Annotated in this window: 18 protein-coding genes and 1 tRNA gene; 12 read left to right on the top strand and 7 right to left on the bottom strand. The window is 72.2% G+C overall.

Annotated features, from left to right (window positions below):
- Positions 1-51: 51 nt before the first annotated feature.
- Both DEJ33_RS14595 and DEJ33_RS14590 read right to left on the bottom strand, forming a co-directional pair.
- Positions 52-1,314: an AI-2E family transporter gene (locus DEJ33_RS14595; protein WP_111079152.1), complete on the bottom strand. Its 1,263-nt coding sequence runs from the start codon at positions 1,312-1,314 to the stop codon at positions 52-54.
- A gap of 50 nt (positions 1,315-1,364) precedes the next feature.
- Complete coding sequence (locus tag DEJ33_RS14590) at positions 1,365-1,793, bottom strand: BLUF domain-containing protein (RefSeq protein WP_111079153.1); 429 nt, start codon at positions 1,791-1,793, stop codon at positions 1,365-1,367.
- 81 nt (positions 1,794-1,874) lie between these two features.
- Between DEJ33_RS14590 and DEJ33_RS14585 the strand changes: the two genes are divergently transcribed.
- The 3 genes from DEJ33_RS14585 to DEJ33_RS14575 are packed head-to-tail and all read left to right on the top strand — an operon-like array spanning position 1,875 to position 3,997.
- Entirely contained in the window at positions 1,875-2,621 is a 747-nt protein-coding gene (locus tag DEJ33_RS14585) for a histidine phosphatase family protein (RefSeq protein WP_111079154.1), read from the top strand.
- A 33-nt stretch (positions 2,622-2,654) separates the two neighbouring features.
- On the top strand, positions 2,655-3,197 hold the full coding sequence (locus tag DEJ33_RS14580; RefSeq protein ID WP_111079155.1) for a DUF3090 domain-containing protein: 543 nt from the start codon (positions 2,655-2,657) through the stop codon (positions 3,195-3,197).
- Between the two features lie 2 nt (positions 3,198-3,199).
- Entirely contained in the window at positions 3,200-3,997 is a 798-nt protein-coding gene (locus tag DEJ33_RS14575) for an SCO1664 family protein (RefSeq protein WP_111079156.1), read from the top strand.
- A 120-nt stretch (positions 3,998-4,117) separates the two neighbouring features.
- Here the strand turns inward: DEJ33_RS14575 and DEJ33_RS17330 are convergent, their stop codons facing one another.
- From DEJ33_RS17330 to DEJ33_RS14560, 3 genes are all read right to left on the bottom strand, one after another.
- Positions 4,118-6,169, bottom strand: coding sequence for a VWA domain-containing protein (locus DEJ33_RS17330; protein WP_258378181.1), 2,052 nt, complete (start codon positions 6,167-6,169; stop codon positions 4,118-4,120).
- Positions 6,170-6,219: 50 nt separating this feature from the next.
- The gene (locus DEJ33_RS14565; RefSeq protein WP_111079157.1) at positions 6,220-7,608 is read right to left on the bottom strand and encodes an AAA family ATPase; all 1,389 of its coding nucleotides are present in this window, start codon (positions 7,606-7,608) and stop codon (positions 6,220-6,222) included.
- A 204-nt stretch (positions 7,609-7,812) separates the two neighbouring features.
- Positions 7,813-9,012, bottom strand: coding sequence for a cobalamin-independent methionine synthase II family protein (locus tag DEJ33_RS14560; protein WP_258378180.1), 1,200 nt, complete (start codon positions 9,010-9,012; stop codon positions 7,813-7,815).
- Positions 9,013-9,205: 193 nt separating this feature from the next.
- On the opposite strand from DEJ33_RS14560, the gene DEJ33_RS14555 reads away from it, so the two are divergent.
- The 4 genes from DEJ33_RS14555 to DEJ33_RS14540 all read left to right on the top strand — a co-directional run bounded on the left by DEJ33_RS14555 (position 9,206) and on the right by DEJ33_RS14540 (position 13,334).
- A complete protein-coding gene (locus DEJ33_RS14555; protein ID WP_258378179.1) occupies positions 9,206-10,729 on the top strand; it encodes an MFS transporter in 1,524 nt (507 codons plus the stop codon).
- Between the two features lie 131 nt (positions 10,730-10,860).
- On the top strand, positions 10,861-11,721 hold the full coding sequence (locus DEJ33_RS14550; protein WP_111195374.1) for a GntR family transcriptional regulator: 861 nt from the start codon (positions 10,861-10,863) through the stop codon (positions 11,719-11,721).
- Between the two features lie 374 nt (positions 11,722-12,095).
- Positions 12,096-12,184, top strand: a tRNA-Ser gene (locus DEJ33_RS14545).
- A 142-nt stretch (positions 12,185-12,326) separates the two neighbouring features.
- Positions 12,327-13,334, top strand: coding sequence for a glycosyl hydrolase family 18 protein (locus DEJ33_RS14540; RefSeq protein ID WP_111195373.1), 1,008 nt, complete (start codon positions 12,327-12,329; stop codon positions 13,332-13,334).
- 48 nt (positions 13,335-13,382) lie between these two features.
- Here the strand turns inward: DEJ33_RS14540 and DEJ33_RS14535 are convergent, their stop codons facing one another.
- Positions 13,383-14,411, bottom strand: coding sequence for a LacI family DNA-binding transcriptional regulator (locus DEJ33_RS14535; RefSeq protein WP_111079160.1), 1,029 nt, complete (start codon positions 14,409-14,411; stop codon positions 13,383-13,385).
- Between the two features lie 111 nt (positions 14,412-14,522).
- Here DEJ33_RS14535 and DEJ33_RS14530 point away from each other — a divergent pair, with 111 nt between their 5' ends.
- From DEJ33_RS14530 to DEJ33_RS14510, 5 genes are all read left to right on the top strand, one after another.
- Positions 14,523-15,746 (top strand): Gfo/Idh/MocA family protein, encoded by a 1,224-nt coding sequence (locus DEJ33_RS14530; protein WP_111079161.1) that lies wholly within the window; start codon positions 14,523-14,525, stop codon positions 15,744-15,746.
- On the top strand, positions 15,743-16,780 hold the full coding sequence (locus DEJ33_RS14525) for a sugar phosphate isomerase/epimerase (protein WP_111079162.1): 1,038 nt from the start codon (positions 15,743-15,745) through the stop codon (positions 16,778-16,780). Before DEJ33_RS14530 ends, DEJ33_RS14525 begins: the two co-directional genes overlap by 4 nt.
- 135 nt (positions 16,781-16,915) lie before the next feature.
- A complete protein-coding gene (locus DEJ33_RS14520; RefSeq protein ID WP_111079173.1) occupies positions 16,916-17,845 on the top strand; it encodes a MoxR family ATPase in 930 nt (309 codons plus the stop codon).
- Positions 17,845-19,179: a DUF58 domain-containing protein gene (locus DEJ33_RS14515; protein ID WP_111079163.1), complete on the top strand. Its 1,335-nt coding sequence runs from the start codon at positions 17,845-17,847 to the stop codon at positions 19,177-19,179. Before DEJ33_RS14520 ends, DEJ33_RS14515 begins: the two co-directional genes overlap by 1 nt.
- Positions 19,176-21,515: a DUF3488 and transglutaminase-like domain-containing protein gene (locus DEJ33_RS14510; protein ID WP_146242645.1), complete on the top strand. Its 2,340-nt coding sequence runs from the start codon at positions 19,176-19,178 to the stop codon at positions 21,513-21,515. The genes DEJ33_RS14515 and DEJ33_RS14510 overlap by 4 nt, the downstream gene beginning before the upstream one ends.
- 21 nt (positions 21,516-21,536) lie before the next feature.
- Here DEJ33_RS14510 and DEJ33_RS17510 read toward each other — a convergent pair whose 3' ends face one another.
- On the bottom strand, positions 21,537-22,175 hold the full coding sequence (locus DEJ33_RS17510) for a TetR/AcrR family transcriptional regulator (protein WP_111079165.1): 639 nt from the start codon (positions 22,173-22,175) through the stop codon (positions 21,537-21,539).
- Positions 22,176-22,236 lie beyond the last annotated feature (61 nt).

Here is a 22,236-nt window from a genome sequence, read left to right as displayed (position 1 = left end):
CGGACCGACCCCGGTGGGCTGGTCCGGGCCTCCCGTCCGGTCGTCTCGTCGTCAGTCGGTCTTCGCCGCCTGCTTCGTCCGCGCCTTCTGCTGGTCCTCGCGCCGCTTCTCGCGGGCCTTCTGCGCCTTCTCGCGGCGCTTGACGCGCTTGTTCGCGCGTTCGTGGTCGTCCACGTCCTCGGAGCGCTTCTGGCGCCACGGCTTCGCGGCCAGGTCCGGTCCGTCCCAGACCTTGATGGCGCCCCAGCCGGCTGCCAGGAGCGGCACCGAGATGATCGCGCCGGTGATGCCGGCGAGGACGGTGCCCGCGGTCAGGCCGACCAGGATGACCAGGCCGTGCAGGCGCAGGGTCTTCCCCATCAGCACCGGCTGCAGGAAGTTGCCCTCGAGCTGGTTGACGACCACGACGATGCCGACCACGATCAGCGCCGGGACCGGACCGACGGCGACGAGCGCGACGAGTGCGGCGAGGATGCCGGCGGCGGTGGCACCGACGATCGGGATGAACGCCGTGATGAACACGATGACCGCCAGCGGGAGCGCGAGCGGCACGCCGACGATGGCGATGCCGACGCCGATGCCGATGGCGTCGACCGCGGCGACGGTCGCGGTGCCGCGGACGTAGCCGCCGAGGGTCGAGACGACGCGGTCACCGACGCGGCGCGCACGCTCGTAGGAGGCGCCGGTGAACGGACGGAGCAGGAACTCCCAGATGCGGGGCCCGTCCTTGAGGAAGAAGAACAGCACGACGATCATCAGCACCAGGCCGGTGAGGAAGTTCGCGGTGGCGGACGCGCCGGCGAGGGCACCTGACCCGAACTGCGCGCTCGTGACGAAGTCGGTGGCGGTCTTCACCGCGTCGTCGACCTGGCTGTCCGAGACGGCGAACGGCAGCGTCCGGCTGAAGTCCTGCAGCTGCTGGAAGCCCTGCACGGCGGACTTCTGCAGGCTGGACCACTGGTTCTCGACGGCGACGACGATGAGGTACCCGAGGAGCCCGAGGACGACGAGCACCCCGAGGAGCACCGTCAGCGTCGCGAAGACGGACGGGAAGCCGTGACGGCGGAGCCAGGACACGACCGGGTGCATGGCCGAGGCGATGATCAGGGCCAGCAGCACCGGGATCGTGACGACGCTGAGCACCTGGCCCGCGTAGACGATGCCCGCGACGATGACGATGAGGATGATGACCTGCAGGCAGCGGGTCGCCAGTCGGCCGAACGAGTCCGACCAGGCAGCACGCACCCCGGTCACCGGCTCGGTCGGTGGCGTCGTCGTCGGTGGGGCAGCGGCGGAGGAGCGGAAGAACGGCATGACGCCGACGGTACAGACGCACAGGTGGGCGCGCCGGATGCTGTGGTGACTCAGCCCTCGACGAGGTCGCGGTCCCGGAACCACTTGAGCAGCCAGGCGGCGCTGGTCCGGTCGAAGGACGGCGGGAAGTCGAGGGTGCCGGACAGGAACGGACTGAACCCCTCGACGGTCGCGATGTCCGCGTCGTCGAGACCGCGGTAGGCCATCGACCAGCCGTCGAACCGCCGGCGCTCGATGTCCTCACGGACGAGCGAGCGCACCGAGTGGTGGCGCGGGTCCTTCTCGATCACGGTGAACCGGTCGTTGACGCTCCACGCCGGGCCCTCGAGCAGCTGCATGAAGCGGCCGCCCTTGACGAGCAGCAGGCCGGAGACTCCGAGCGCCTCGTTCCGCAACCGTGCGCCGGCGAGCATCTCGGCGAGTTCGTCCTCGCCGAACTCGTGCGTCGCGACGCTCATGTAGAGGATGGAGACCAGCACCAGGGCATCATGGCCCGCTCGCGGGTGGCAGCACAATCCCGGCCGCCGTCAGCGCCGCGGGCCACGCCTAGGATCGTCCCCATGGCGACCGTCCTCCTCGTCCGGCACGGACGCACCACCGCGAACGCGACCGGGCTCCTCGCGGGCCGCACGGCCGGGGTCGCGCTCGACTCCGTCGGCAAGCGGCAGGCCGCCACGACCGCCGAGCGCATCGCCGCGGTGCCCCTCGCCGCGGTCGTCTCGAGCCCTCTCGAGCGCTGCCGGCAGACCGCGCGGGCGATCACGGCCTTCCAGCCGGGCGACCCGCAGCAGTTCGTCGAGCGCGGCATCATCGAGGCGGACTACGGCGAGTGGCAGAACCGCAGGATCAGCGATCTCGCCCAGGAGCAGCTGTGGCGGGTGGTGCAGTCGAACCCGAGCGCCGTCGTGTTCCCCGGCGGGGAGTCGATGCAGACCATGCAGTCCCGTGCGGTCGCGGCCGTCCGACGCCTCGACGCGCAGATCGAGGCAGAGCACGGGGCCGGTGCGGTCTGGGTGGCGGTGAGCCACGGCGACATCATCAAGTCCGTCCTCGCCGACGCCCTCGGCATGCACCTGGACCTGTTCCAGCGCATCTCGGTGGGACCGGCCTCGGTGTCGATCGTCCGGTACGGGGAGGCCCGTCCGGAGGTCGTGGCGACGAACACCGAGTCGGGGGACCTGTCGTGGCTGGCCCGGGCAGCGGCGCCGAGCGGTGACGCGGTCGTCGGCGGCGGCGCCGGACACGACGAGCAGTCGTCGTCGTCGCAGTCGCGGTCTCCGGAGCATCCCGACTCCGCCACTTCCTGAACGGTCGGAGGTGCACGCTCCTAGAATGCCGGTATGCCCCCCATCGTCCACGGCTTCGACTGGCCGGACAGACTCGTCGTCGGCACGATCGGACGCCCGGGCGAGCGGTCGTTCTACATCCAGGCCCGTGACGGCCGCCGCGTCGTCAGCGTCGCAATCGAGAAGGAACAGTCGGTCGTGCTCGCCGACAAGATCGACGAACTCCTCGACGAGGTCGCCACGGTCGACGACAACCGCTTCAGCGTCCCGGACGCAGCACCGACCGAGCTGCGCGACGGCGACCCGCTCGACCAGCCCGTCGAGCCCGAGTTCCGCGCCGGCGCCCTGAGCCTGGGTTTCGACCCGGCCACCGCGCAGGTCGTGATCGAGGCGTACCCGATCGAGGACGACGTCGAGGTCTTCACCGAGTCGACCGGCGACGGCGACGAGGTCGAAGCGGTCGTCGAACTTCCCGAACCGAGCGAGCTGCTGCAGGTCAAGATCCCGGTGGGCAGCGCCCGCGCCTTCGTCCAGCGCACGCGCGAGGTCATCGCCGCCGGACGCCCGAACCCGCCCGAGCTCCCCGAGCTCGGATGACGATGGGTCCTGACGCCGCCGGTGCCGCGGTCCCCAGCGCTCCCGGGGAACTCCGCATCACCGGGCGCATCCGCGAGGCCTCGAACGCCACGTTCCTCGCCCGGCTCGACGGCGAGGACGTGGTCTACAAGCCGATCGAGGGCGAGAAGCCGCTGTGGGACTTCCCCGACGGCACCCTCGCCGGTCGTGAGGTCTCCGCCTACCTGGTGTCCGAGGCGCTCGGTTGGAACGTCGTGCCCGAGACCTGGCTCGGTGACGGTCCCTTCGGCCCGGGCATGGTGCAGCGGTGGCAGGTCATCGACCCCGAGCAGGACGCCGTCGACCTGGTCCCGGCCGAGGACGCCGCCGCGGCGGTCGCCGCGGGCAGCGTCCGTGAGGTGCTCGACGCCGTGGACGAGAACGACCAGGCGGTGACCCTGGTGCACGAGGACTCGGCGGTCCTCCGGCGGATGGCGGTCTTCGACGTCGTCACGAACAACGCGGACCGCAAGGGCGGGCACGTCCTGGCCATGCCGGACGGGCACCGCTTCGGCGTCGACCACGGCCTGACCTTCCACGTCGAGCACAAGCTCCGGACGGTGCTCTGGGGCTGGATCGGCGAACCCCTCAGCGAGGACGAGGTCGCTGGACTCCAGCGGCTGTCCGAGGCGCTCCGGGGAGCGCTCGGCGAGACCCTGCGTGAGCACCTCACCGACGACGAGCTGTCGGCGCTCCGGGGGCGCTGCGCTGCGCTGGCCGCGGTCGCGACGTTCCCGCCGCCGGACGGCTACGGTCCGGCCGTGCCGTGGCCGGTCTTCTGACGTGGCCGGTGTTCTGACGCGGCTGACTGTCTGACACTGCCCGTCTCCTGGCGCGGCGGCATGACGGCCGGGAGGCGCGCGCCGAGCCCGGCACGCGCCTCCCGGCCGTCAGGAGCGCGGTCAGCCGAAGCGGCTGAAGGCGCCGCCCCAGAGACCGTCGTCGCCGGAGCCGGAGCCGGAGCCGGAGCCGCGTCGGGCACCGAGGTAGGACCCGACCACCGCGACACCCAGGTCGTCGTTCTCCGGCGCCGTCACCGTGCCCTCCACGCGGCGGGCCATGCCGTCCACGAAGCGGGCGAGCCCCGGGTCGTCACCGAGCCGGAAGAACGTCGTCTTCGCGCCCAACCGGTGGGCGTTCTCGAGTTCCCGGACGCTCAGCGCGATCGTCACCGGGTCCGGCGGGTAGCTGAAGTACACCTGCCCGTTCGGCTCCAGGTGTGACGTGGGTTCGCCGTCCGTGACGATGAGCAGCACCGGCTGCGCGTTCGGGTGCTTCCGGAAGTGCCGGTTCGCCAGCAGCAGGGCGTGGTGCAGGTTCGTGCCCTTGTCCCACATGGCGTCGAGGCCGACGAGCTGGTCGACGTCCATCACCTCGGCCTCACGACCGAACGCGATGAGCTGCAGGTCGTCCCCGCGGAACCGCGTGGAGATGAGGGTGTGCAGCGCGAGGGCGGTGCGCTTCATCGGGACCCAGCGGTCCTCCATCGCCATCGAGAACGAGGTGTCGACGAGCAGGGCGACGACGGCCTGCGTGCGGGCCTCGGTCTCCTGCACCTCGACGTCCTCGATCTGCAACCGGACCCCCGCGCCGGAACGGGGGCCGTCCCCGGCGGTACGGGTCAGGGCGTTGGTGATCGAGCGTGTGACGTCCCAGGGTTCGGTGTCGCCGAACTCCCACGGACGCGTCGACCCGGAGCGGTCACCGGCGGCACCGGCACGGCGGAGGTCCCGCGCGCCCTGCCGACCCGACATCCGCTCGGCGACGTCCTTGAGCAGGCTCTTGCCGAGCTGGCGCATCGCCTTCGGGGTGAGCCGGAGCTGTCCGTCCGTGCCCCGTTTCATCGCGCCCGAGTTCCGCAGCGCCTTCTCGAGCTGCTGCAGGGTCCGGGCGTCGACAGCCGCCTGGTCGCCGAGCTGCTGGGCGAGGGCGTCGAGGTCCAGGTCGTCGAGCTCCGAACCGGGGCCGACCTGGGCGAGCTGGTCGGCGAGGGCGTCGAGGTCGGCGATGTCCTGGAACACACCGGTGCCGTCGCCGAGACCGAGACCCTGCTCGCCGTCCATGCCCTCGGACCCGCCCCAGTCCTCGCCGGGGCGGAGGGCACGGAGGTTGTCGTCGAGCTGGGACAGCGCCCCCATCAGCGCAGGGGAGCCGAACGCCTGCTCGGCCAGCGCGTCGAGTTCGTCGCGCTGCTCCTGCGTCATCGAGTTCCGCATCCGTTGGGCCGCTGCGGCACGGGCTGCGAGGTCGTCGAGCAGCTCGTCCACGTTCTGCGGGTTCGACGGGAACTGGTCACCGTGCTTCGCCATGAACTCGTCGAACTGTTCCTGGCTGTCCTCACCCCGACGGTGGGCGTCGAGCAGTTCGTTGAGGTCGTGCATCATCCCGGCGACCGCGGCCCGGTCGTCGTCGGTGGCGTTCTCGAGCGCCTGCTTCATGCCCGCGAACCGTTGGTCGAGCATCTCGCGGCCGAGCAGGTCCTTGATCTGATCGTACTTCTGCCGGCCCGTCGGGCTCTTCCAGTCGTAGCCGTTCAGTTCGCTGACCGCTGCGGCGGGCGAGGACGGCAGGCTGTCGAGCTGCATCTGGGCCAGTGCGCGGTCCCCGTCGTCCATCGCCGTGTCCCGAGCGAGTTGTCCACGTTCGGCCAGGATGGCTTCGTCGAGGAGCTGCCTGATCTCCTGCAGGGTGCCGTCCAGGTTGTTCCGGCTCGTCAGTTCGCGGCGCTTCTCGGCCACCAGTCGAGCGAGGTCGTCGAGCCCCCGCTGCGACTGCCCGCCGCGTCGGAGGAACTCCCGCATCGCCCGCTCGGGGGAGGTGCCGGCCATGACGTCCTGGCCGATCGCCTCGAGCGCCTCGGCCAGGTCGGCGGGTGGCGCGAGGGGATCCGGGCCGCCGTCGTACTTGCCGTAGCGGCTGTCACGGCTCAGCCGACGGTTCGGGCGGCTAGCCACGGGTCACCCCGTCGGTGTCGGTGTCGGTGTCGGTGTCGGTGCGCACCGGGTCACATCCCATACGCTGCTTCGCCCCCGCCGGACTCCTTGCTGATGCGGCGGGCCAGGAACAGGCCCTCCAGCGCCAACTCGATCGCGCCGGCCCGCTCGCCGTCGGACGTGGCGCCGAGGCGCTCGCACACCTGGTCGTACAGGTCGGACTCACCGAGCGACGGCAGCCCGGCGAGGAAGTCCCGCGCGCTGACCTGTTCGCCGGTGGTGACCATCGTGCCGCCCTCGAGCGCATCGACGAGCACGCCGAAGTCCAGCCCACGGAAGCGCGAGCGCACGGTCTCGGCGGTCGCGGTCCGCAGCAGGTGTTCGAGCACCTCGTCGGCGCGGTCCTCTTCCCCGGACTCGAACTCGATCTTGCCGCCGAGGACGTCGACCGCGGTCTCGAGGTCGATCGGTCGGGCGACGGCGTCCGGCTCACCCTGGCGGGCTGCGCGGTGCACGGCGGCGGCGGACACCGTCTCGGCACCGGCGATCGAGAAGCGGGCACTGACACCACTGCGCTGGTCCACGGCACTCGACTCGCGGAGGGCACGGGTGAAGCGGGCGAGGATCTCGATCAAGGCGTCCGGCACCTCGGCGGTCAACTGCGCCTCCTGCCGGATGACGGCGATCTCGTCCGCCAGCTCGATCGGGTAGTGCGTGCGGATCTCGGCGCCGAAGCGGTCCTTCAGCGGTGTGATGATCCGGCCGCGGTTCGTGTAGTCCTCGGGGTTCGCACTCGCGACGACGAGCACGTCGAGCGGCAGTCGCAGCACGTACCCGCGGATCTGGACGTCCCGCTCCTCCATCACGTTGAGCATCGCGACCTGGATGCGCTCGGCGAGGTCAGGCAGCTCGTTGATCGCGACGATGCCGCGGTGACCGCGCGGGATCAGGCCGAAGTGGATCGTCTCCGGGTCGCCGAGGCTGCGGCCTTCGGCGACCTTCATCGGGTCGACGTCACCGATCAGGTCCGCGACGGAGGTGTCCGGCGTCGCGAGCTTCTCGACGTAGCGGTCGTCGCGGTGCACCCACGAGATCGGCAGTGCGTCGCCGAGGTTCTGGGCGCGACGGATGCTCGCCGTGACGATCGGTTCGTACGGGTGCTCGCCGAGTTCGGAGCCGGTGATGACCGGTGTCCACTCGTCCATCAGGCCGTTCAGGGTGCGGAGCAGTCGGGTCTTGCCCTGGCCGCGCTCGCCCAGCAGGACGACGTCGTGTCCGGCGATCAGGGCGCGCTCGAGCTGCGGGATGACGGTGGTCTGGAAGCCGTGCAGGCCGGGCCAGGGGTCACGGCCCTCGCGGAGGGCGGTGAGCAGGTTGTCGCGGATCTCGGCGCGGACCGACTTCTGGACGTGCCCAGCAGCGCGGAGCTCGCCGACCGTGGAGAGATCAGGTCGGTTCACGGGCGCCACGGTACGCCCGCCCACCGACGGCGGCAACGGACGGGAGGCCCGTGGCGGGGCCGCCCCGCGCCTCCCGTCCGACACCGTGGCGCCGAGACGCCCCCGTCTGGTCGTGACGCCGCCGGAGGGGCGAGACGCCGCCGGATGTGGCGGTGTCTCGATGTGTCGGAGGCGTCTCGCGCCGACGGCGGCGTCGCGGACGCGTCAGCCGAACAGGCGGCGGGACGCGATCTCGGCTCCCTCGACGAGTGCGCCGAGCTTCGCCCACGCGACGTCGGACGCGACGAACTCGTAGCTGGCGAAGGTCGCCAGGCCGCAGTCCGTGCCGGCGACGATCCGGGTCGGGTCACCGACGGCCTCGGCCGCCTCGACGATCCGGTTCGCGACGAGCTGCGGGTGCTCGAGGTAGTTCGTCGTCACGTCGATGACGCCCGGCACGAGGACCGCGCCGTCGGGCAGCGGCAGGTCGCGGAACGCCGGGAACTCGTGCGCGTGCCGCGGGTTGCCGAACGGGATGCTGAACGACCCGACCTCGGCCCGGTAGAGGTGCGGCAGCAGCACGTCGACGGGCACGTCGTCCTGGTGCGGCCCCTGCCAGTTGCCGTAGCAGACGTGCAGTCGGGTCTGCTCCTTCGGGATGTTCCGCAGGGCGTGGTTGAGCGCGTCGACGTGCAGGTCGACCGCCGCCAGGAACTCGTCGAGGGACGCGTCGCCGAAGTGGATCACCCGCTCCATCGCCAGGTCCGGAGCGTCGAGCTGCAGGACGTGGCCGCGGGCGGCGATCTCCTCGTACTCGACCCGGAGCTGCTCGGCCAGGGCGAAGACGTACTCGCGGTGGTCGGCGTAGTGCGGGTTGGCGTCGTCGAGCAGCAGGGTCGTCGCGACGATCCCGGGCGTCGCCGCCGAGATGAACGTGCCGACCGGGGTGCGGCCGGCTTCGGCGTTGCGAGCGAGTTCGCGTTCGAAGCCGTCGAGGTCCTCCCGGATGCCGGCGCGCTCCTCGTCGTACTGCAGCAGGCCCTGCGCCACCGGGGTGTCCCAGACTCGGGCGAACTCGGCGCCCTCGTCGATCTGTCGCGCCTGGAACGCGGCGTACTCGGGGAACTTCACGGAGTCGAGCGTCGGCTTGCGGTGCCCCGTGCCGCCGAATCCGGACAGGCGCTCGCGGATGTAGGTGGAGAAGCCGACGCGGGGCACCTCGCCGTCGTTGACGACGTCGATCCCGGCCGCCAGCTGCGCGTCGACGGTGCGGGCGAGCACGGCGGCGGTCTCGTCACGGAGCGCCTGTTCGTCGAACGGCTTGCCCTGGTCGCGGGCGACCAGGAGCGCGGTGAGCTCCGGCGTCCGGGGGAGCGAGCCCGTGTGGGTGGTGAGGATGCGGTCGGTCGAGTTCTGCAGCGGCACGCCACCACGCTACTGACCGGAGGCTCGTGGCGGCACCGTCACGAGCCTCCCGTCCGACGCGTGCCGGCGGCCACGCCCATCGTTCGTCGTTCGTCGGCCGTTCCGGTCCCGGCCGCGGACAAGAGCGGCGGCTCCGGCGTACGTTCCGTTCTTGCGGCGGGCGGAAGGCGCTCACCGCGGGAGGAGCACGCGCATGACGAGCGCCAGCGGAACGAAGGACGGGACGGTCACGAGTCTCGTCCCGGCGAGGATGGACCGACTGCCGTGGACGAGGTTCCACTGGAGCGTCGTGGTCGGCCTGGGGGTGTCGTGGATCCTCGACGGACTCGAGATCCAGATCGTCTCGAACGCCGGGTTCAAGGCCGACCTGGGACTGTCGAACCAGGACGTCGCGTCCCTCGGCAGCATCTACCTGGTCGGCCAGGTCGTCGGCGCACTGGTCTTCGGGCGCCTGTCGGATCGACTCGGTCGGCGCAAGCTCTTCATCCTGACGCTCGCGATCTACCTGATCGGTTCCGGCGTCGCGGGTCTGGCGCAGGACTTCTGGTTCCTGGCGGTCTTCCGGTTCGTCGCCGGTCTCGGCATCGGTGGCGAGTACGCCGCGATCAACTCGGCGATCGACGAACTCATCCCGGCGAAGTACCGCGGGCACGTCGACATCGCGATCAACGGCACCTACTGGGGCGGCGCCGCCCTCGGTGCGGCCGCGAACATCTACCTGCTCGACACGGCCAACTTCTCCGAGAGCATCGGGTGGCGGATCGGGTTCTTCCTCGGCCCGGTGCTCGGCATCGCGATCATCTTCCTCCGTCGGCACATCCCGGAGAGTCCCCGGTGGCTGATGACGCACGGCAAGGAGCAGGAGGCGGAGGACACCGTCGCGCGGATCGAGGCCGAGGTCGAGCGGGAGTCCGGCAAGGAGCTCGAGCCGGTGCCGCAGTCGAAGGCGATGACCGTCACACCGATGGACCGGGTGGGGTTCCTGACCATCGCGCGCGTGCTGCTCAAGCAGTACCCGACCAGGACGCTGGTCGGCGCGACGATGATGATCACGCAGGCGTTCCTGTACAACGCGATCTTCTTCACGTACGCACTCGTGCTGACGAACTTCTTCGGGCTGAAGACCGCAGAGACGTCGATCTACTTCTTCCCGTTCGCGATCGGCAACCTGCTCGGGCCGATCATCCTCGGCCGCTTCTTCGACACCTGGGGTCGGCGGCAGATGATCTTCCTGACCTACCTGGTGTCCGGTCTGGTGCTCGCCACCTCGGCGTTCCTGTTCCGCGCGGACGCGATCAACGCGGGCTGGCAGGTGGCGTTCTGGTGCGTGTCGTTCTTCTTCGCGTCGGCCGGTGCCTCGAGTGCCTACCTGACGGTGAGCGAGATCTTCCCGCTCGAACTGCGGTCGCAGGCGATCTCGTACTTCTTCGCGCTGGCGCAGGTCTTCGGCGCGATCGCGCCGCTCATCTACGGCGCCTTCATCGGCGACGGTTCGGACCGCGAGCCGCTCTTCTGGGGGTACCTGCTGGGGTCCGGGGTGATGATCGTCGGCGGGGTGGTCGCACTCGTCTTCGGGGTCGATGCCGCCCGGAAGGGCCTCGAGGACATCACCCAGCCGCTGTCGGTGTTGACCGGGAAGGACAGTGCGGACTCCGGTCCGGGTTCCGGCACGGGAGGCCCGTCCAGCCGTGGGCCGGCGACCGGGCGAAACTCCTGATGCAACATGTTTAGCGGTCACCGCCGCATCCTGTGATCCTCGTGACCACGGCCCCGTCCGGAGGGCCGTGGTCACGGAGGATCCGATGCACGACACCACCACGACGGCCGTACACCGCCGGAGGGGGCAGCATGCTGTCCTCCACAGAAGACGGCCGCGTCCGGTTGTCCACCGGGCAGACGGCGCCCTCGGCCATCGGAGCCGCCGTGCGGGACGGTGACCTGATGACCGGACTCCTGCGCGTCGAGAGCGACGTGATCAGTGCCACCAGTGCCACCAGTGCCACGAGTGCCACCGGTGCCGAACCCGGTGCCGCCGGTGCCGGCACCAGTGCCGGCGGCGGTGTCACCGACCCGCTGGGGGTGCCGCGCAACCTCTTGCGTGACGCGGTCTTCGAACGGATGTTGCGCCACATCCTGCGCGGTGACTACCGCCGTGGACAGCGCCTGCGCCTCGACGCGCTGGCCGACGACATGCGGGTGTCACGGACCCCGGTCCGCGAAGCGCTCGTGCCGCTCGAGGCCCTCCGACTGGTCATCGTGCAGCGCTACGTCGGTGTGGTGATCGCCCCGTGGACGGTCGGGCAGATGGTCGAGCGCACCCGGATCGCGCGCTCGATGCTGGTCGATCCGCCGACCAGCTGTGCCCGGGGCGACGAGCCCTTCGACCCCGCCGTCCTCCGCGACTGTCTGTCGGAGGCCGGTGCGTTCGTGGAGCTCGCGGTGTGGGTGCTCCGGCGGTCCGGAGCCCCGGTGAGCGCTGACTGGTTGCGATCGCAGCAGACCGTGCTCGATGTCTTCCACACGGACGACATCGCGCGGGCGAACGGCATCGACGTCGCAGCGGACTGGACCCGGCGCATGCAGGTCGTCAAGGCTGCACGGACCGCAGCGCTCGCGGACGACGTCGCGCTGTGCGCCGTCCGGCTGACCGAGCTGGCCGAGCTGCTGATCGCGCTGCCCGAGCGGTTCCGCAGCGCCGAGACGGCTTGAGTGGAACCGGTGTCGCCGTGCGCGACGGACATCACCATGCCGTCGCGGAACCAAGTCGCTCCCCGGGCGGGCGCTGACGATCGGGGGCGTCAGGCCCAGGCCACGGGGAGCGACGTCTGGGTGCTGTACTGCGTGCTCTTGCTGGGTGCTGTGTCGCGGCGACGGGGTTGTGACGCCCCGGAATGTGATGCCACGTCACCATGAGACTATGCACCGGGGTACACAACAGCAACCCCCCATCGTCCCCACTTCGGGGGACCGATGAGAACGGAGCCGCAGATGCCCGCTCATCGGGCACGACTGCGGCTCCGCTGACGGCGATCCGGCGGGTCGAGAGTCCGCCTGACCTCCTGTATGCTCGTCGTCGAACACCTGGAGACGTCGCATAGTCAGGCCGAGTGCACCACCCTGCTAAGGTGGAGTCCCCTTTCGGGGACCGAGGGTTCAAATCCCTCCGTCTCCGCACTCCACGAAACCCCGGAACCGTCGATGCGGACCGGGGTTTCGTCGTTCCCGGTGCGCAGCTCTTCCCCCCGACGTCCGGGTCTCGGTCCACCGGCCGCCCGGGGCGCGCCCCCGGACGCACCAGCTACGGTCATCGGGTGATGCGACGGATGACGACGGCAGCGGCGACCGTGGCGCTCGGCGCCGTGCTGCTCTCGGGCTGCAGCGCCGACGGCACCCGCGGCGCGGCCGGCGGCATCGAGGGTTACGTCGAACCCGGAGGGGGTGCCGCCGACCGCGTGCGCACCGCCGTCGACCGCGGGGCAGACGTCATCGGGGTGGACGGTGCGGCGCTGGCCGACGACGGCACGCACCTGCTCCCGACCTCGGGCGACGTCGGCGAACTCGTCGGCGTCGCCGCGGACGCCGGGGCCCGGACCGAGGTGCTCTTCAGCAACTACACGTCGACGCTCGGGGACTTCTCGCCCGAAGCGGCCACGGCGCTGCTGTCGTCGCCGACGAACCGGGAGCGTGTCGTCGGCGGGCTCGTCGACCTGGCGGCTCGCCTCGGGGCCGACGGCGTGCAGATCGACCTCGAGTCGATGCGCTCCCAGGACCAGGCCGACCTGGTCACCTTCACCCGGGCGCTCCGGAGTGCCGTCCGCGAGCGGCTCGGGGACGACGCCGAGGTCTCGATCGCGATGATGTCCTCCACCGACCCGGCGGAGTACCGCTCGCGCGGCTACGACCTGGCCGGGCTCGCCCCGCACCTCGACCGCATCGTCCTGATGACCTACGACCAGCACGGGCCGTGGGGCGGTCCTGGCACGATCGGGTCGTTGCCGTGGACGCGGAAGGCCGTGCGCACCGCCGTCGACGGCGGCCTCCCCGCAGACCGCATCGACGTCGGCATCGCGGGCTACGGCTACGCGTGGGGGTCCGGCGCGGACGCCGCCCCGATCCCGGCAGCCCGGGCAGCGCACCTGGCCGGCGAGCGGGCAGAATGGTCGGACCGTACGGGGGAGTGGTCGGCGACGCTCGAGGACGGCCGGCAGCTGCGCTGGTCCGACGACCGGTCCTACGCCGCACGCCGGGACCTGGCGCGCGAGCTCGGTGTGCACGGCGTCGCGATGTGGTCGCTCAACCTGTCGCCTCTGCCCGAGCGCTGATCCGTCGGGCACGGAAGCGCTGCACCGCGCCGATCTCGGCTCAGCGGATCAGGACGGCGGCGGCCCCGTGGTGCGCCGGAGCACGAGTGACGGTTCGACGAGTGACCGCGTCGGGGCCGGGGCCGGTGCCGCAGCGCTGCCGTCCGGTCGCCCGGCGGCAGCGTCGAGCCGCACCAGCAGCCGTGCCGCCGCACGCCGTCCGACCTCGTCGTTGTGCGGGTCGACCGTGGTCAGACCGACGAGGGGTGACGACGCCAGCGGGGTCTCGTCGTGCCCGATCACGGAGACGTCCTCGGGCACCCGCAGTCCGGCCTCGAGCACGGCGGCGATCGCACCCATCGCCATGACGTCGTTCGCGGCGAAGAACGCGGTGACGTCCGGGTGCTCGGCGAGCACGGTCCGGGCCGCCTGGTGTCCGGCGGCCTCGTCCGTGCCGGCGTCGCCGGCGACGACCGGGACCATGCCGGAGCGGGCCATCTCGGCGACGGCGGCGACGCGACGGGCGGTGGCCGAGCCTCCCGTCCCGGTGAGGTGCGCGATCCTCCGGTGGCCGAGGTGGACGAGGTGGCGGATGGCGAGTCGTCCGCCCGCGGCTTCGTCCGACGCGACGGTGTCGGTGTCCGCGGGGCGGACGGCGCGCTCGCCGGCGACGACGACAGGCAGGCCGTCCGGGACGACGAGGCCGGCGGGTGACTCGGCGGCGAGGACGACGCCGTCGACGCGCAGCGAGACGAGGTCGTCGAAGGGTGAGGCGCCGAGGTGCGCGTTCGCGGCGCCGTCGGCCAGGGTGAGTCGGAGTCCGCGGGGCGCGAGGACCTCCCGGATGCCGTCGAGCATCGGGACGTACCAGGGGTTGCGGAAGTCATCGACGACCACCCCGACGGTGCCGGTCCTGGTGCCCGCGAGGATCGCCGCGGCCCGGTTCGTGCGGTAGCCGAGCTCGGCGACGGCGGCGAGGACGGCCGCGCGGCGGGCGGGGGAGACCCCCGGGTCGCCGCGCACGACCATCGAGACGAGTGACTTCGAGACCCCGGCACGGGCGGCGACGTCGATGATCGTCGGCGGTCGCTCGGCCATGGACCCTCCTGCAGATCAGGCATTGACAGGACATGGGTGCCTGCGTCTACAGTGTAGCCACTCGTTCTGGAACGTTCCAGAACGTCGGGTCACCGTCACGAAGGAGTGCACATGAGCGAGCCCATCGGCGTCGCCGTCATCGGAGCCGGCATGGCGGGCAAGGCCCACATGAATGCGTGGCGGACCGCACCGACCCTCTTCGACCCGGTCCTGCCGCCCGTCCGACTCGTGTCGGTCGGGGACGTGTACGAGCCGCTCGCCCAGCAGGCGGCGCGGCGGTTCGGGTACGAGCGGCACGACACCGACTGGCGGGCGATCGCCGCGGCGGACGACATCGACGTCGTCAGCGTCGTGGTCGCGAACAGCCTGCACCGCGAGATCGTCGAGGGGCTGCTCGACGCCGGCAAGCACGTCCTCTGCGAGAAGCCGCTCGCCGACTCGCTCGAGGACGCCCGCGCGATGGCCGACGCCGCGGACCGGGCAGCGGAACGGGGCATCACCGCCCGGATCGGCTTCACCTACCGCCGCGCCCCCGGCCTCGCCGCGATCCGCGAGCTCGTCGACGACGGCACGCTCGGCCGGGTGCGGCACCTCTCCGGACGGTACTGGACGGACTACGGCTCCTCGCCCGACGTGCCGTTCTCGTGGCGCTACGCCGGCGCCCCGGGCACCGGCGCGCTCGCCGACGTCGGGTCCCACCTGACGTACATCGCCGAGTTCCTGGCCGGGGACGTCGCGCAGGTCAGCGGAGGACTGTTCACCACCGAGATCACCGAGCGCCCGGTCGCGGCCGGACACGCGCTCCGTGGGCAGGGGGCACCGCTCACGGGGGAGACGGCACGCGTGCAGAACGACGACTACGCCACCTTCGCCGCTCGCTTCGGTGACGGTGTCGGCTCCCTCGAGGTCTCGCGCGTCACGACGGCGCACCCGAACGGCCTGGTGGTCGAGGTGTTCTGCGAGAACGGGGCGGCGCGCTGGGACCAGGAGCGTCCGGCCGAGATCGGTCTCGCCCTCCGCAGCGACGGCAGCCGCCTGGGCGGGTACCGGCAGGTCGTCCTCGGCCCCGACCACCCCTACGTCGCGGGCGGGATGGCGATGGACGCACCCGGCGTCGGTTGGGGGCAGAACCAGATGTTCGAGGTGCAGGCCCGCGCCTTCCTCGACGAGGTGGCCGGGGTCGCCGACCCCCTGCCGACGAACGCCACCTTCCACGACGGCGTGCACAACATGGAGGTCCTCGCCGCCGTCACCGCATCGGCCGCCGACGGCGGTCGCACGGTCACGGTGGAGGCCCGGCGCACCGCCGACACGACGGCGACGGTCAGCGCATGAAGCTCGGACTGTACAACGCGGTCTTCCACGACCGGTCCCTCGCCGACGCACTCACCGCCGTCCGTCGGGCCGGCCTGACCGGGATCGAGTTGAACACCGGCGGCTTCCTGCCCCCGGTGCACGTGCCGGACATCGACGCGATCCTGACGGACGACGCGGCTCGCGACGCCTTCCTCGAGCAGTTCGACGGCACCGGGGTGTCGATCGCCGGACTCAACTGCAACGGCAACCCGCTGCACCCCGACCCCGCGATCGGCCGTGCGCACGCGGAGGACATCCGACGCAGCATCCGCCTGGCGGCCCGCCTCGGGCAGACCCGCGTCGTCACGATGTCCGGACTGCCGGCGGGGGAGCCCGGCGGGACCCGTCCGAACTGGATCGTGAACGCCTGGAACTCCGCCGCGCTCGACGTCCTCGAACACCAGTGGAGCATCGCGGTGCCGTTCTGGCAGGAGATCGACGCGTTCGCCCGGGAGCACGGGGTGCACGTCGCGCTCGAGCTGCATCCGCAGAACCTCGTCTTCAACCCGGCGTCGGTCCGGGAACTCGTGGAACGCGGTGCCCTGACGAACACCGGCGTGGAACTCGACGCCAGCCACCTGTTCTGGCAGCAGATGGACCCGGTCGCCGTCGTCCGTGACCTCGGCCCGCTCGTCCTGCACGCCGCCGCCAAGGACGTCCGGATCAACCCGCACGCCGCGATCAACGGCGTGCTCGACAACTCGTTCCGGCGACTGTCACCGGACGAGCCGCGCACCAACCTCGGCGGCGACGAGTGGGCGAACGAGTGGCCGAAGCCGTCCGCGTGGGACTTCGTGGCGCTCGGGAAGGGGCACGACACCGCGTTCTGGACCGAGTTCCTCCGCGCGCTGCACGAGGTCGACCCGGACATGCTCGTCAACATCGAGCACGAGGACACCGAGCTCGGGCGGGAGGAGGGGGTCACGGTGGCGGCGGAGGTCCTGCTCGCCGCGGACGCGGCACTGCGTCTCCCGTCCGCACCGCATGTCCCGTCCGCGCTGCGCGATCGGTGACGCATCCTCCGGTTGCGCTCACTCGGCCGTTGTAGCATCGCCGGACATCGACCCAGCGGCGAGGAGACCTGCGTGCCGGAGCTGACCCACCAGACCGTCCCGATCGACCGGATCCAGGACGCGGGTGCGGCCGTCATGGCGTCGGTCGCGACCGTGGTGGACGGCAAGACCGAGGCCATCCGCACCGCCCTCACCGTGATGCTCGCCGAGGGACACCTGCTCGTCGAGGACGTCCCCGGCGTCGGCAAGACCGTGCTGGCGAAGGCCCTCGGTGCCTCGGTCGGCGGGTCCGTGAGCCGCATCCAGTTCACCTCCGACATGCTGCCCTCGGACGTCACCGGCGTGAACATCTACGACCAGTCGTCCGGCGCCTTCCGGTTCTCGCCGGGTCCGGTGTTCGCGAACGTCGTCATCGGCGACGAGATCAACCGCACGAGCCCGAAGACGCAGTCGGCGCTCCTGGAGGCGATGGCCGAGTCCCAGGTCACCGTCGACGGCGTGACCCGGCCCCTCGAGACCCCCTTCATGATCGTCGCGACGCAGAACCCGGTCGACATGGAGGGCACGTACCCCCTGCCGGAGGCGCAGCGCGACCGGTTCATGGCGCGCATCGCGATGGGCTACCCGAGCCCCGGTGCCGAACGGCGCATGCTCGCGGCCCGCGGCGGACACGACCCGCTCGCCGACCTGCGCCCCGTCGTCGACGTCGACACGCTCCGCGCCATGATCGCGTCCGTGCGGACGGTGCACATCGCGGCGGACGTCGAGGCGTACATCGTCGAGATCGTCCGCGCCACCCGTACACACCCCGACCTGCTCCTCGGTGCCAGCCCCCGCGCGACCCTGCACCTGGCGCAGGCGGCCCGCGCCCACGCAGCGCTCCTCGGCCGGCCGTTCGTCACCCCGGACGACGTCGCGACCCTGGCCCCGGTCGTCCTGGCACACCGGCTCGTCCCGGTCGCCCGCGGCCTCGGCGGTTCGGCCGAGGACACCGCCCGCCAGATCGTCGTCCGGATCGTCTCCGACACCGCGGTGCCGTTCACCGCGACCCCCGTCCGCTCCTGATGGCCGACCGGCGCCCCGCTGCCCGTCCGATCGCGCTCCGCGCGGGCGCGGCCGGCTCGGCGCTGTCCCGCATCGGACGCCGCGGGGTCGGCATGCTGCGGCGGACCCCGTTCCCCCGACCGACGCTGCGCGGCTGGACGGTCCTCGCGGTCGGCATCGGGCTCGTCGGCGGCGGACTCGTGGCGTCGATGAGCGTCGCCGTGTCCGCGGGTCTCCTGCTCCTGGTGCTCGTCGTCGCGGGTGTCGTCACCGCACTGGCCGTGGCGGCGCCGCTCCGGGCCTCCCGGTCGGCACCGCGCGCGACCGTGCAGGTGGGAGAGGTCTACCGGGAGCGGGTCACGCTCCGGGGCTCCGGGGTGCGCTTCGCACCGCGGTCCACGCTGCTGGTCCGCGAACAGCTCGACGACCTCTTCGTGAGCACCGGTGACGCGGCGTCGCTGGTCACCATCGGACCCGGCCAGCCGCCGGCCGTCCTGGACGTCGAGGCCCTCGCGATCCACCGCGGGCGGGCGACCATCGGCCCGGTCACGATCCGCGTCGAGGACCCGTTCGGGCTGCTCCGCATCGACCGGCCGGTCGTCCCGGCCGAGGAGGTCGTCGTGGTCCCCGGGACGACGCCGCTCGCCGCGCTCGACACCGGTGCCCTCGCCGGCGCGGTCTCCGCGGACGAGGGCCGGGTCGGACAGGGCGGATCGGCCGACGACAGCGAGCTCCGCCCGTACCGTCCGGGCGACCCGATCCGCCGCGTGCACTGGGGACAGAGCGCGAAGCGGGGCGTCCTGCACGTCCGTCAGACCACGCAGGCGCAGCCCCCGGAGGCCGTGGTCGCCCTCGACGTGCGCCGCTCCTCGTACCAGCAGCTCGGCCGCGACGACCTGTCCGAACTGTCCGACCTCGGCGGCGACCAGGCGTTCGAGCACGCGGTCGTGGTGGCGGCGAGCGTCGCCCGGGCGCTGTCGGCACGGACGTCCCGGGTCGCACTCGTCAGTGACGGTCCCGGCGGTGACGTCCGCCACAGCGGCGACGCCGGTGGTCTGTCCGAGGTGCTCGTGGGCCTCGCCGACGTCCAGGCCCGGTCCGACTCGCGCGACCCCGTCGACGTGCTGCACGGCGTCCGCGGTCGTGACGTGCACGGCATGACCGCGGTCGTCACCGGGCACTGCAGCCCGGAGGAGGCGGCCGGGCTCGTCTCCGCGACGAACGGGTCGAGCCGCGGGGTGCTCGTCACCGTCGTCGCCCCCGACCCCGTCGTCCGCGGGATCATGGACCGCGCCGGGTGGCGCGTGCTCGTGGTGCCGGTGCCCGGCACGACCGTGAGCGGACGCAGCCGGTGACCGCCACCAGCCCGAGCCGGCAGCGCCAGCACGTCGACGTCCGCGAGGTCCTGGACCGCGACGACCGCAGCCCGGACACCCCCGGCGCCTGGGTCGTGGCCCTCGCCCCGGTGCCCGTCCTCGTCGCCGCACTGGCGATGCGCCCGCTCGTGCAGGGGATCTCGTGGTGGCTGTCCGGCGTGGTGTTCACCGCCGTGCTCGTCGCAGTCCTGCTCGCCGTCCGGACCCGGCCCCGCGGCGTCCGCTTCGTGGCGCTCGTCGCGACGCTCGTGCTCGGCTCCTGCGCCGCGGCGCTCCTCAACGACACCGTGCCGCTCGGCTGGCTCGACCGGGACGGCGCGCTCGGGCAGACGCTGGCGGCGATCCGCCTGAACCCGGCTCCGCTGCCGCAGACGGACTCGATCCGGCTGATCGTGACGGTGGCGATCGCCTGGGTGGCGGGCGCCTCGCTGTTCCTGGCAGCCGTGGCCCCGACCGCCGCCCTGGCCGCGGCCCCCGCGCTCGTGATCCTCCTGGTGCCGGGCATCATCACGGGCGAGGCCCCGTCCGGGTGGCTGGTCGTGTCCGCCGCGCTGGCCTTCCTCGCGCTGCTGTGGACGTCGGTCCGGCCGGTGCAACGGGTCTTCCCGGCTGCCGTCGTCGGCGCCATCGGGTTGGTCGTGGCCATCGGGCTGCCCGTCCTCGTGCCGATCGACGCCGGCTGGCTCTCCGGCGTGACGGGGGCGATCCAGTCGCCGATCCAGCCCGGACGCCCGGGCACCCTGCTCGAACTCGGCCAGGACCTCCGTCGACCGAGCGAGCTCGAGGTCTTCCGGTACCGGTCCTCGGACGGGCAACCGGAGTACCTCAAGCTCGCGGACCTCGACGAGTTCGGCACGGGCGACTGGGTGCCGACCGTCACCGACGCCTCCACCGCGGACACCGCCGACCAGTCCCGTCGGGTGGACGGCGTCAACCCGCGGTTGGCCGACCGTGGCGACGTGACGGTGCAGATCACCGGACTGTCGAGCAACTACCTGCCGCTGCCCGCCGGGGCGATGTCGGTCGAGTCGAAGTCCACGAACCTCGACCTCGCCCAGTGGCGCTGGTCCGGGGACACGAACACGGTCCGTTCCGCGGGTCCGGCGACCCGCCGCGGTGCGGTCTACGAGGCGTACGGCGCCTCGGTGTCCGCGAACGCGTACCTCGACGCCATCGCCGCCTCCGGCCGGCTGTCCCAGGCCGACGGTCGTGGCTTCGTCGCGCCGTCCCGGGCGCAGCTCCGCACCGACACCGAGTTGCCCGACGACCTGCCGAACGTGATCCGCACCACCGCGGCCCGGGTCGACGCCGGCGCGACCACCGACTACGGGCAGGCCCGGGCGCTCGAGCAGTGGTTCCGCAGCGGCCTGTTCACCTACTCCGAGACGGCGCCGGTCGAGCAGGGCTACGACGGTGACAGCATGGACGTCGTGGCACGGTTCCTGCAGGAGCGCTCGGGGTACTGCGTGCACTTCGCGTCCGCGATGGCCGTGATGGCCCGGACCCTCGGCATTCCGTCGCGCATCGCCGTCGGCTACCGCGCCGGTGCCAGCCGCGAGGACGGCCAGTACACCGTGTCGAACCGCCAGCTGCACTCGTGGCCGGAGCTGTACATCCGCGGCGCCGGGTGGGTGTCGTTCGAACCGACGCCGGACTCCGACCAGGCCGCGCAGCCGCAGCCCTCGGCGTCGGCCACGTCGGCGCCCGCCCCGACCGAGACGCCGCTGCCCGCTCCCGGCGAGACCACGGCGCCGTCGGCCTCGGCGTCGGCCTCGCCGACGCCGACCTCCGCGGCTGCGGGCGGCAGCAGTGCCGGTGGTGGTGGTGCCCCGTGGGGTGTGCTCGTCGGCGTGCTCGTCGCCCTCGCGGTGCTCGTCGCGCCCGGCGCGGTCCGAGCGGCACGACGGCACCGTCGGCTCGGCGCGGTCGCGGCGGGACGGCATCCGGCCGTCGCCGCGTGGCGGGAACTGCTCGACGACGTCGCCGACCACGGGTTCGCACCCGGTTCGGCGCCACCCGGGGACGCAGCCGCCGTCGCCCGGACCGCACGGGGCGTCCTCGGCCGACTCCGGACGGTGGTGCCGGCGTCGGTGCTGCCGCACCTGCAGTCCGTGGTGGACGCCGTCGACCACGAGCGCTTCGCCGTCGACGGCCGTGCGGACACGCAGGCACTGCTCCGGTCCGTCCGGGAGGCCCGCACCGCGTTGGACGGCGCGGTCTCGCGTGGTCGGGTGGTCCGATCCCGCCTGCTCCCGCCGAGTCTGCTGCCCTCGGGCCGTCCGTCGGACGGGCGACCCGCGCCGGCAGCGGGCTGACCCGCTGGCCACGTCGGCGGTTCAGCGCGGTCGGAGTACCGCCTCCACCATCGTCGCGACGGCCTCGCCCGGGTTCATCCCGTCGAGGGCGGGGGCGTCGAACACCATGCCGGAGTTGGTGGCGACGAGGATCGTCGCGAACGTGTCGAGCGGCATGCCGGGGTCGACCTCGGGGTGCGCGGCGAACCAGGTGTGGACGAGTTCCCGGACGCCGTCCTGCAGGGTGCGGCGCTGCCGGACGAACTCGGGCATGAACTCCGGGTGCCGGATGGCGTAGGCGCGCAGTTCGGAGAGCAGGGCGAACTCGGCGCTCTGGTCGTGTCGTCCGAACGCGGCCCGGACGACGTCACCGACGTCGGCGGCGCTGATGTCGATGCCGATGAGTTCCTGCAGCGACTGGAGCACCCGGTTCGTGGCGCGCTGCATGACCTGTGCGAGCAGGTCCTCCTTCGACGAGAAGTTCGAGTACACCGCGCCCTTGCTGAAGCCCGCGGCGGCGGCGACGGCGTCGAGCCGCGCTTCGTGCACGCCCTGCTCGGCGAAGACCCGGGAGCCGGCGGCGAGCAGGCGTTCCCGGACCTCGGACCGCGGTGTCCGCGGGACCGGTGTGGTGCGGTCCTCCGGTGCGTCCGGGCCTGCCGGTTCGGTTGCGTCGGTCATCGGATCCTGTTCCGGGACTCTGCTGGGGCGGGTGGAGCTGGTACGGGTGCTGTCTCTTATA

This window comes from Curtobacterium sp. MCPF17_047, assembly GCF_003234045.1.
In the GTDB taxonomy this organism is placed as follows: Bacteria; Actinomycetota; Actinomycetes; order Actinomycetales; family Microbacteriaceae; genus Curtobacterium.
The sequence above is the reverse complement of the archived record's forward strand: the minus strand, read 5'-3'. Positions and strand labels throughout refer to the sequence as shown.

Excerpts from the sequence above, each read along its gene's own strand:
- DEJ33_RS14595 (WP_111079152.1), bottom strand. The coding sequence starts at position 1,314 with ATGCCGTTCTTCCGCTCCTCCGCCGCTGCCCCACCGACGACGACGCCA.
- DEJ33_RS14585 (WP_111079154.1), top strand. The coding sequence starts at position 1,875 with ATGGCGACCGTCCTCCTCGTCCGGCACGGACGCACCACCGCGAACGCG.
- DEJ33_RS14580 (WP_111079155.1), top strand. The coding sequence starts at position 2,655 with ATGCCCCCCATCGTCCACGGCTTCGACTGGCCGGACAGACTCGTCGTC.
- DEJ33_RS14575 (WP_111079156.1), top strand. The coding sequence starts at position 3,200 with ATGGGTCCTGACGCCGCCGGTGCCGCGGTCCCCAGCGCTCCCGGGGAA.
- DEJ33_RS14555 (WP_258378179.1), top strand. The coding sequence starts at position 9,206 with ATGACGAGCGCCAGCGGAACGAAGGACGGGACGGTCACGAGTCTCGTC.
- DEJ33_RS14550 (WP_111195374.1), top strand. The coding sequence starts at position 10,861 with ATGCTGTCCTCCACAGAAGACGGCCGCGTCCGGTTGTCCACCGGGCAG.
- DEJ33_RS14540 (WP_111195373.1), top strand. The coding sequence starts at position 12,327 with ATGCGACGGATGACGACGGCAGCGGCGACCGTGGCGCTCGGCGCCGTG.
- DEJ33_RS14535 (WP_111079160.1), bottom strand. The coding sequence starts at position 14,411 with ATGGCCGAGCGACCGCCGACGATCATCGACGTCGCCGCCCGTGCCGGG.
- DEJ33_RS14530 (WP_111079161.1), top strand. The coding sequence starts at position 14,523 with ATGAGCGAGCCCATCGGCGTCGCCGTCATCGGAGCCGGCATGGCGGGC.
- DEJ33_RS14525 (WP_111079162.1), top strand. The coding sequence starts at position 15,743 with ATGAAGCTCGGACTGTACAACGCGGTCTTCCACGACCGGTCCCTCGCC.
- DEJ33_RS14520 (WP_111079173.1), top strand. The coding sequence starts at position 16,916 with ATGGCGTCGGTCGCGACCGTGGTGGACGGCAAGACCGAGGCCATCCGC.
- DEJ33_RS14515 (WP_111079163.1), top strand. The coding sequence starts at position 17,845 with ATGGCCGACCGGCGCCCCGCTGCCCGTCCGATCGCGCTCCGCGCGGGC.
- DEJ33_RS17510 (WP_111079165.1), bottom strand. The coding sequence starts at position 22,175 with ATGACCGACGCAACCGAACCGGCAGGCCCGGACGCACCGGAGGACCGC.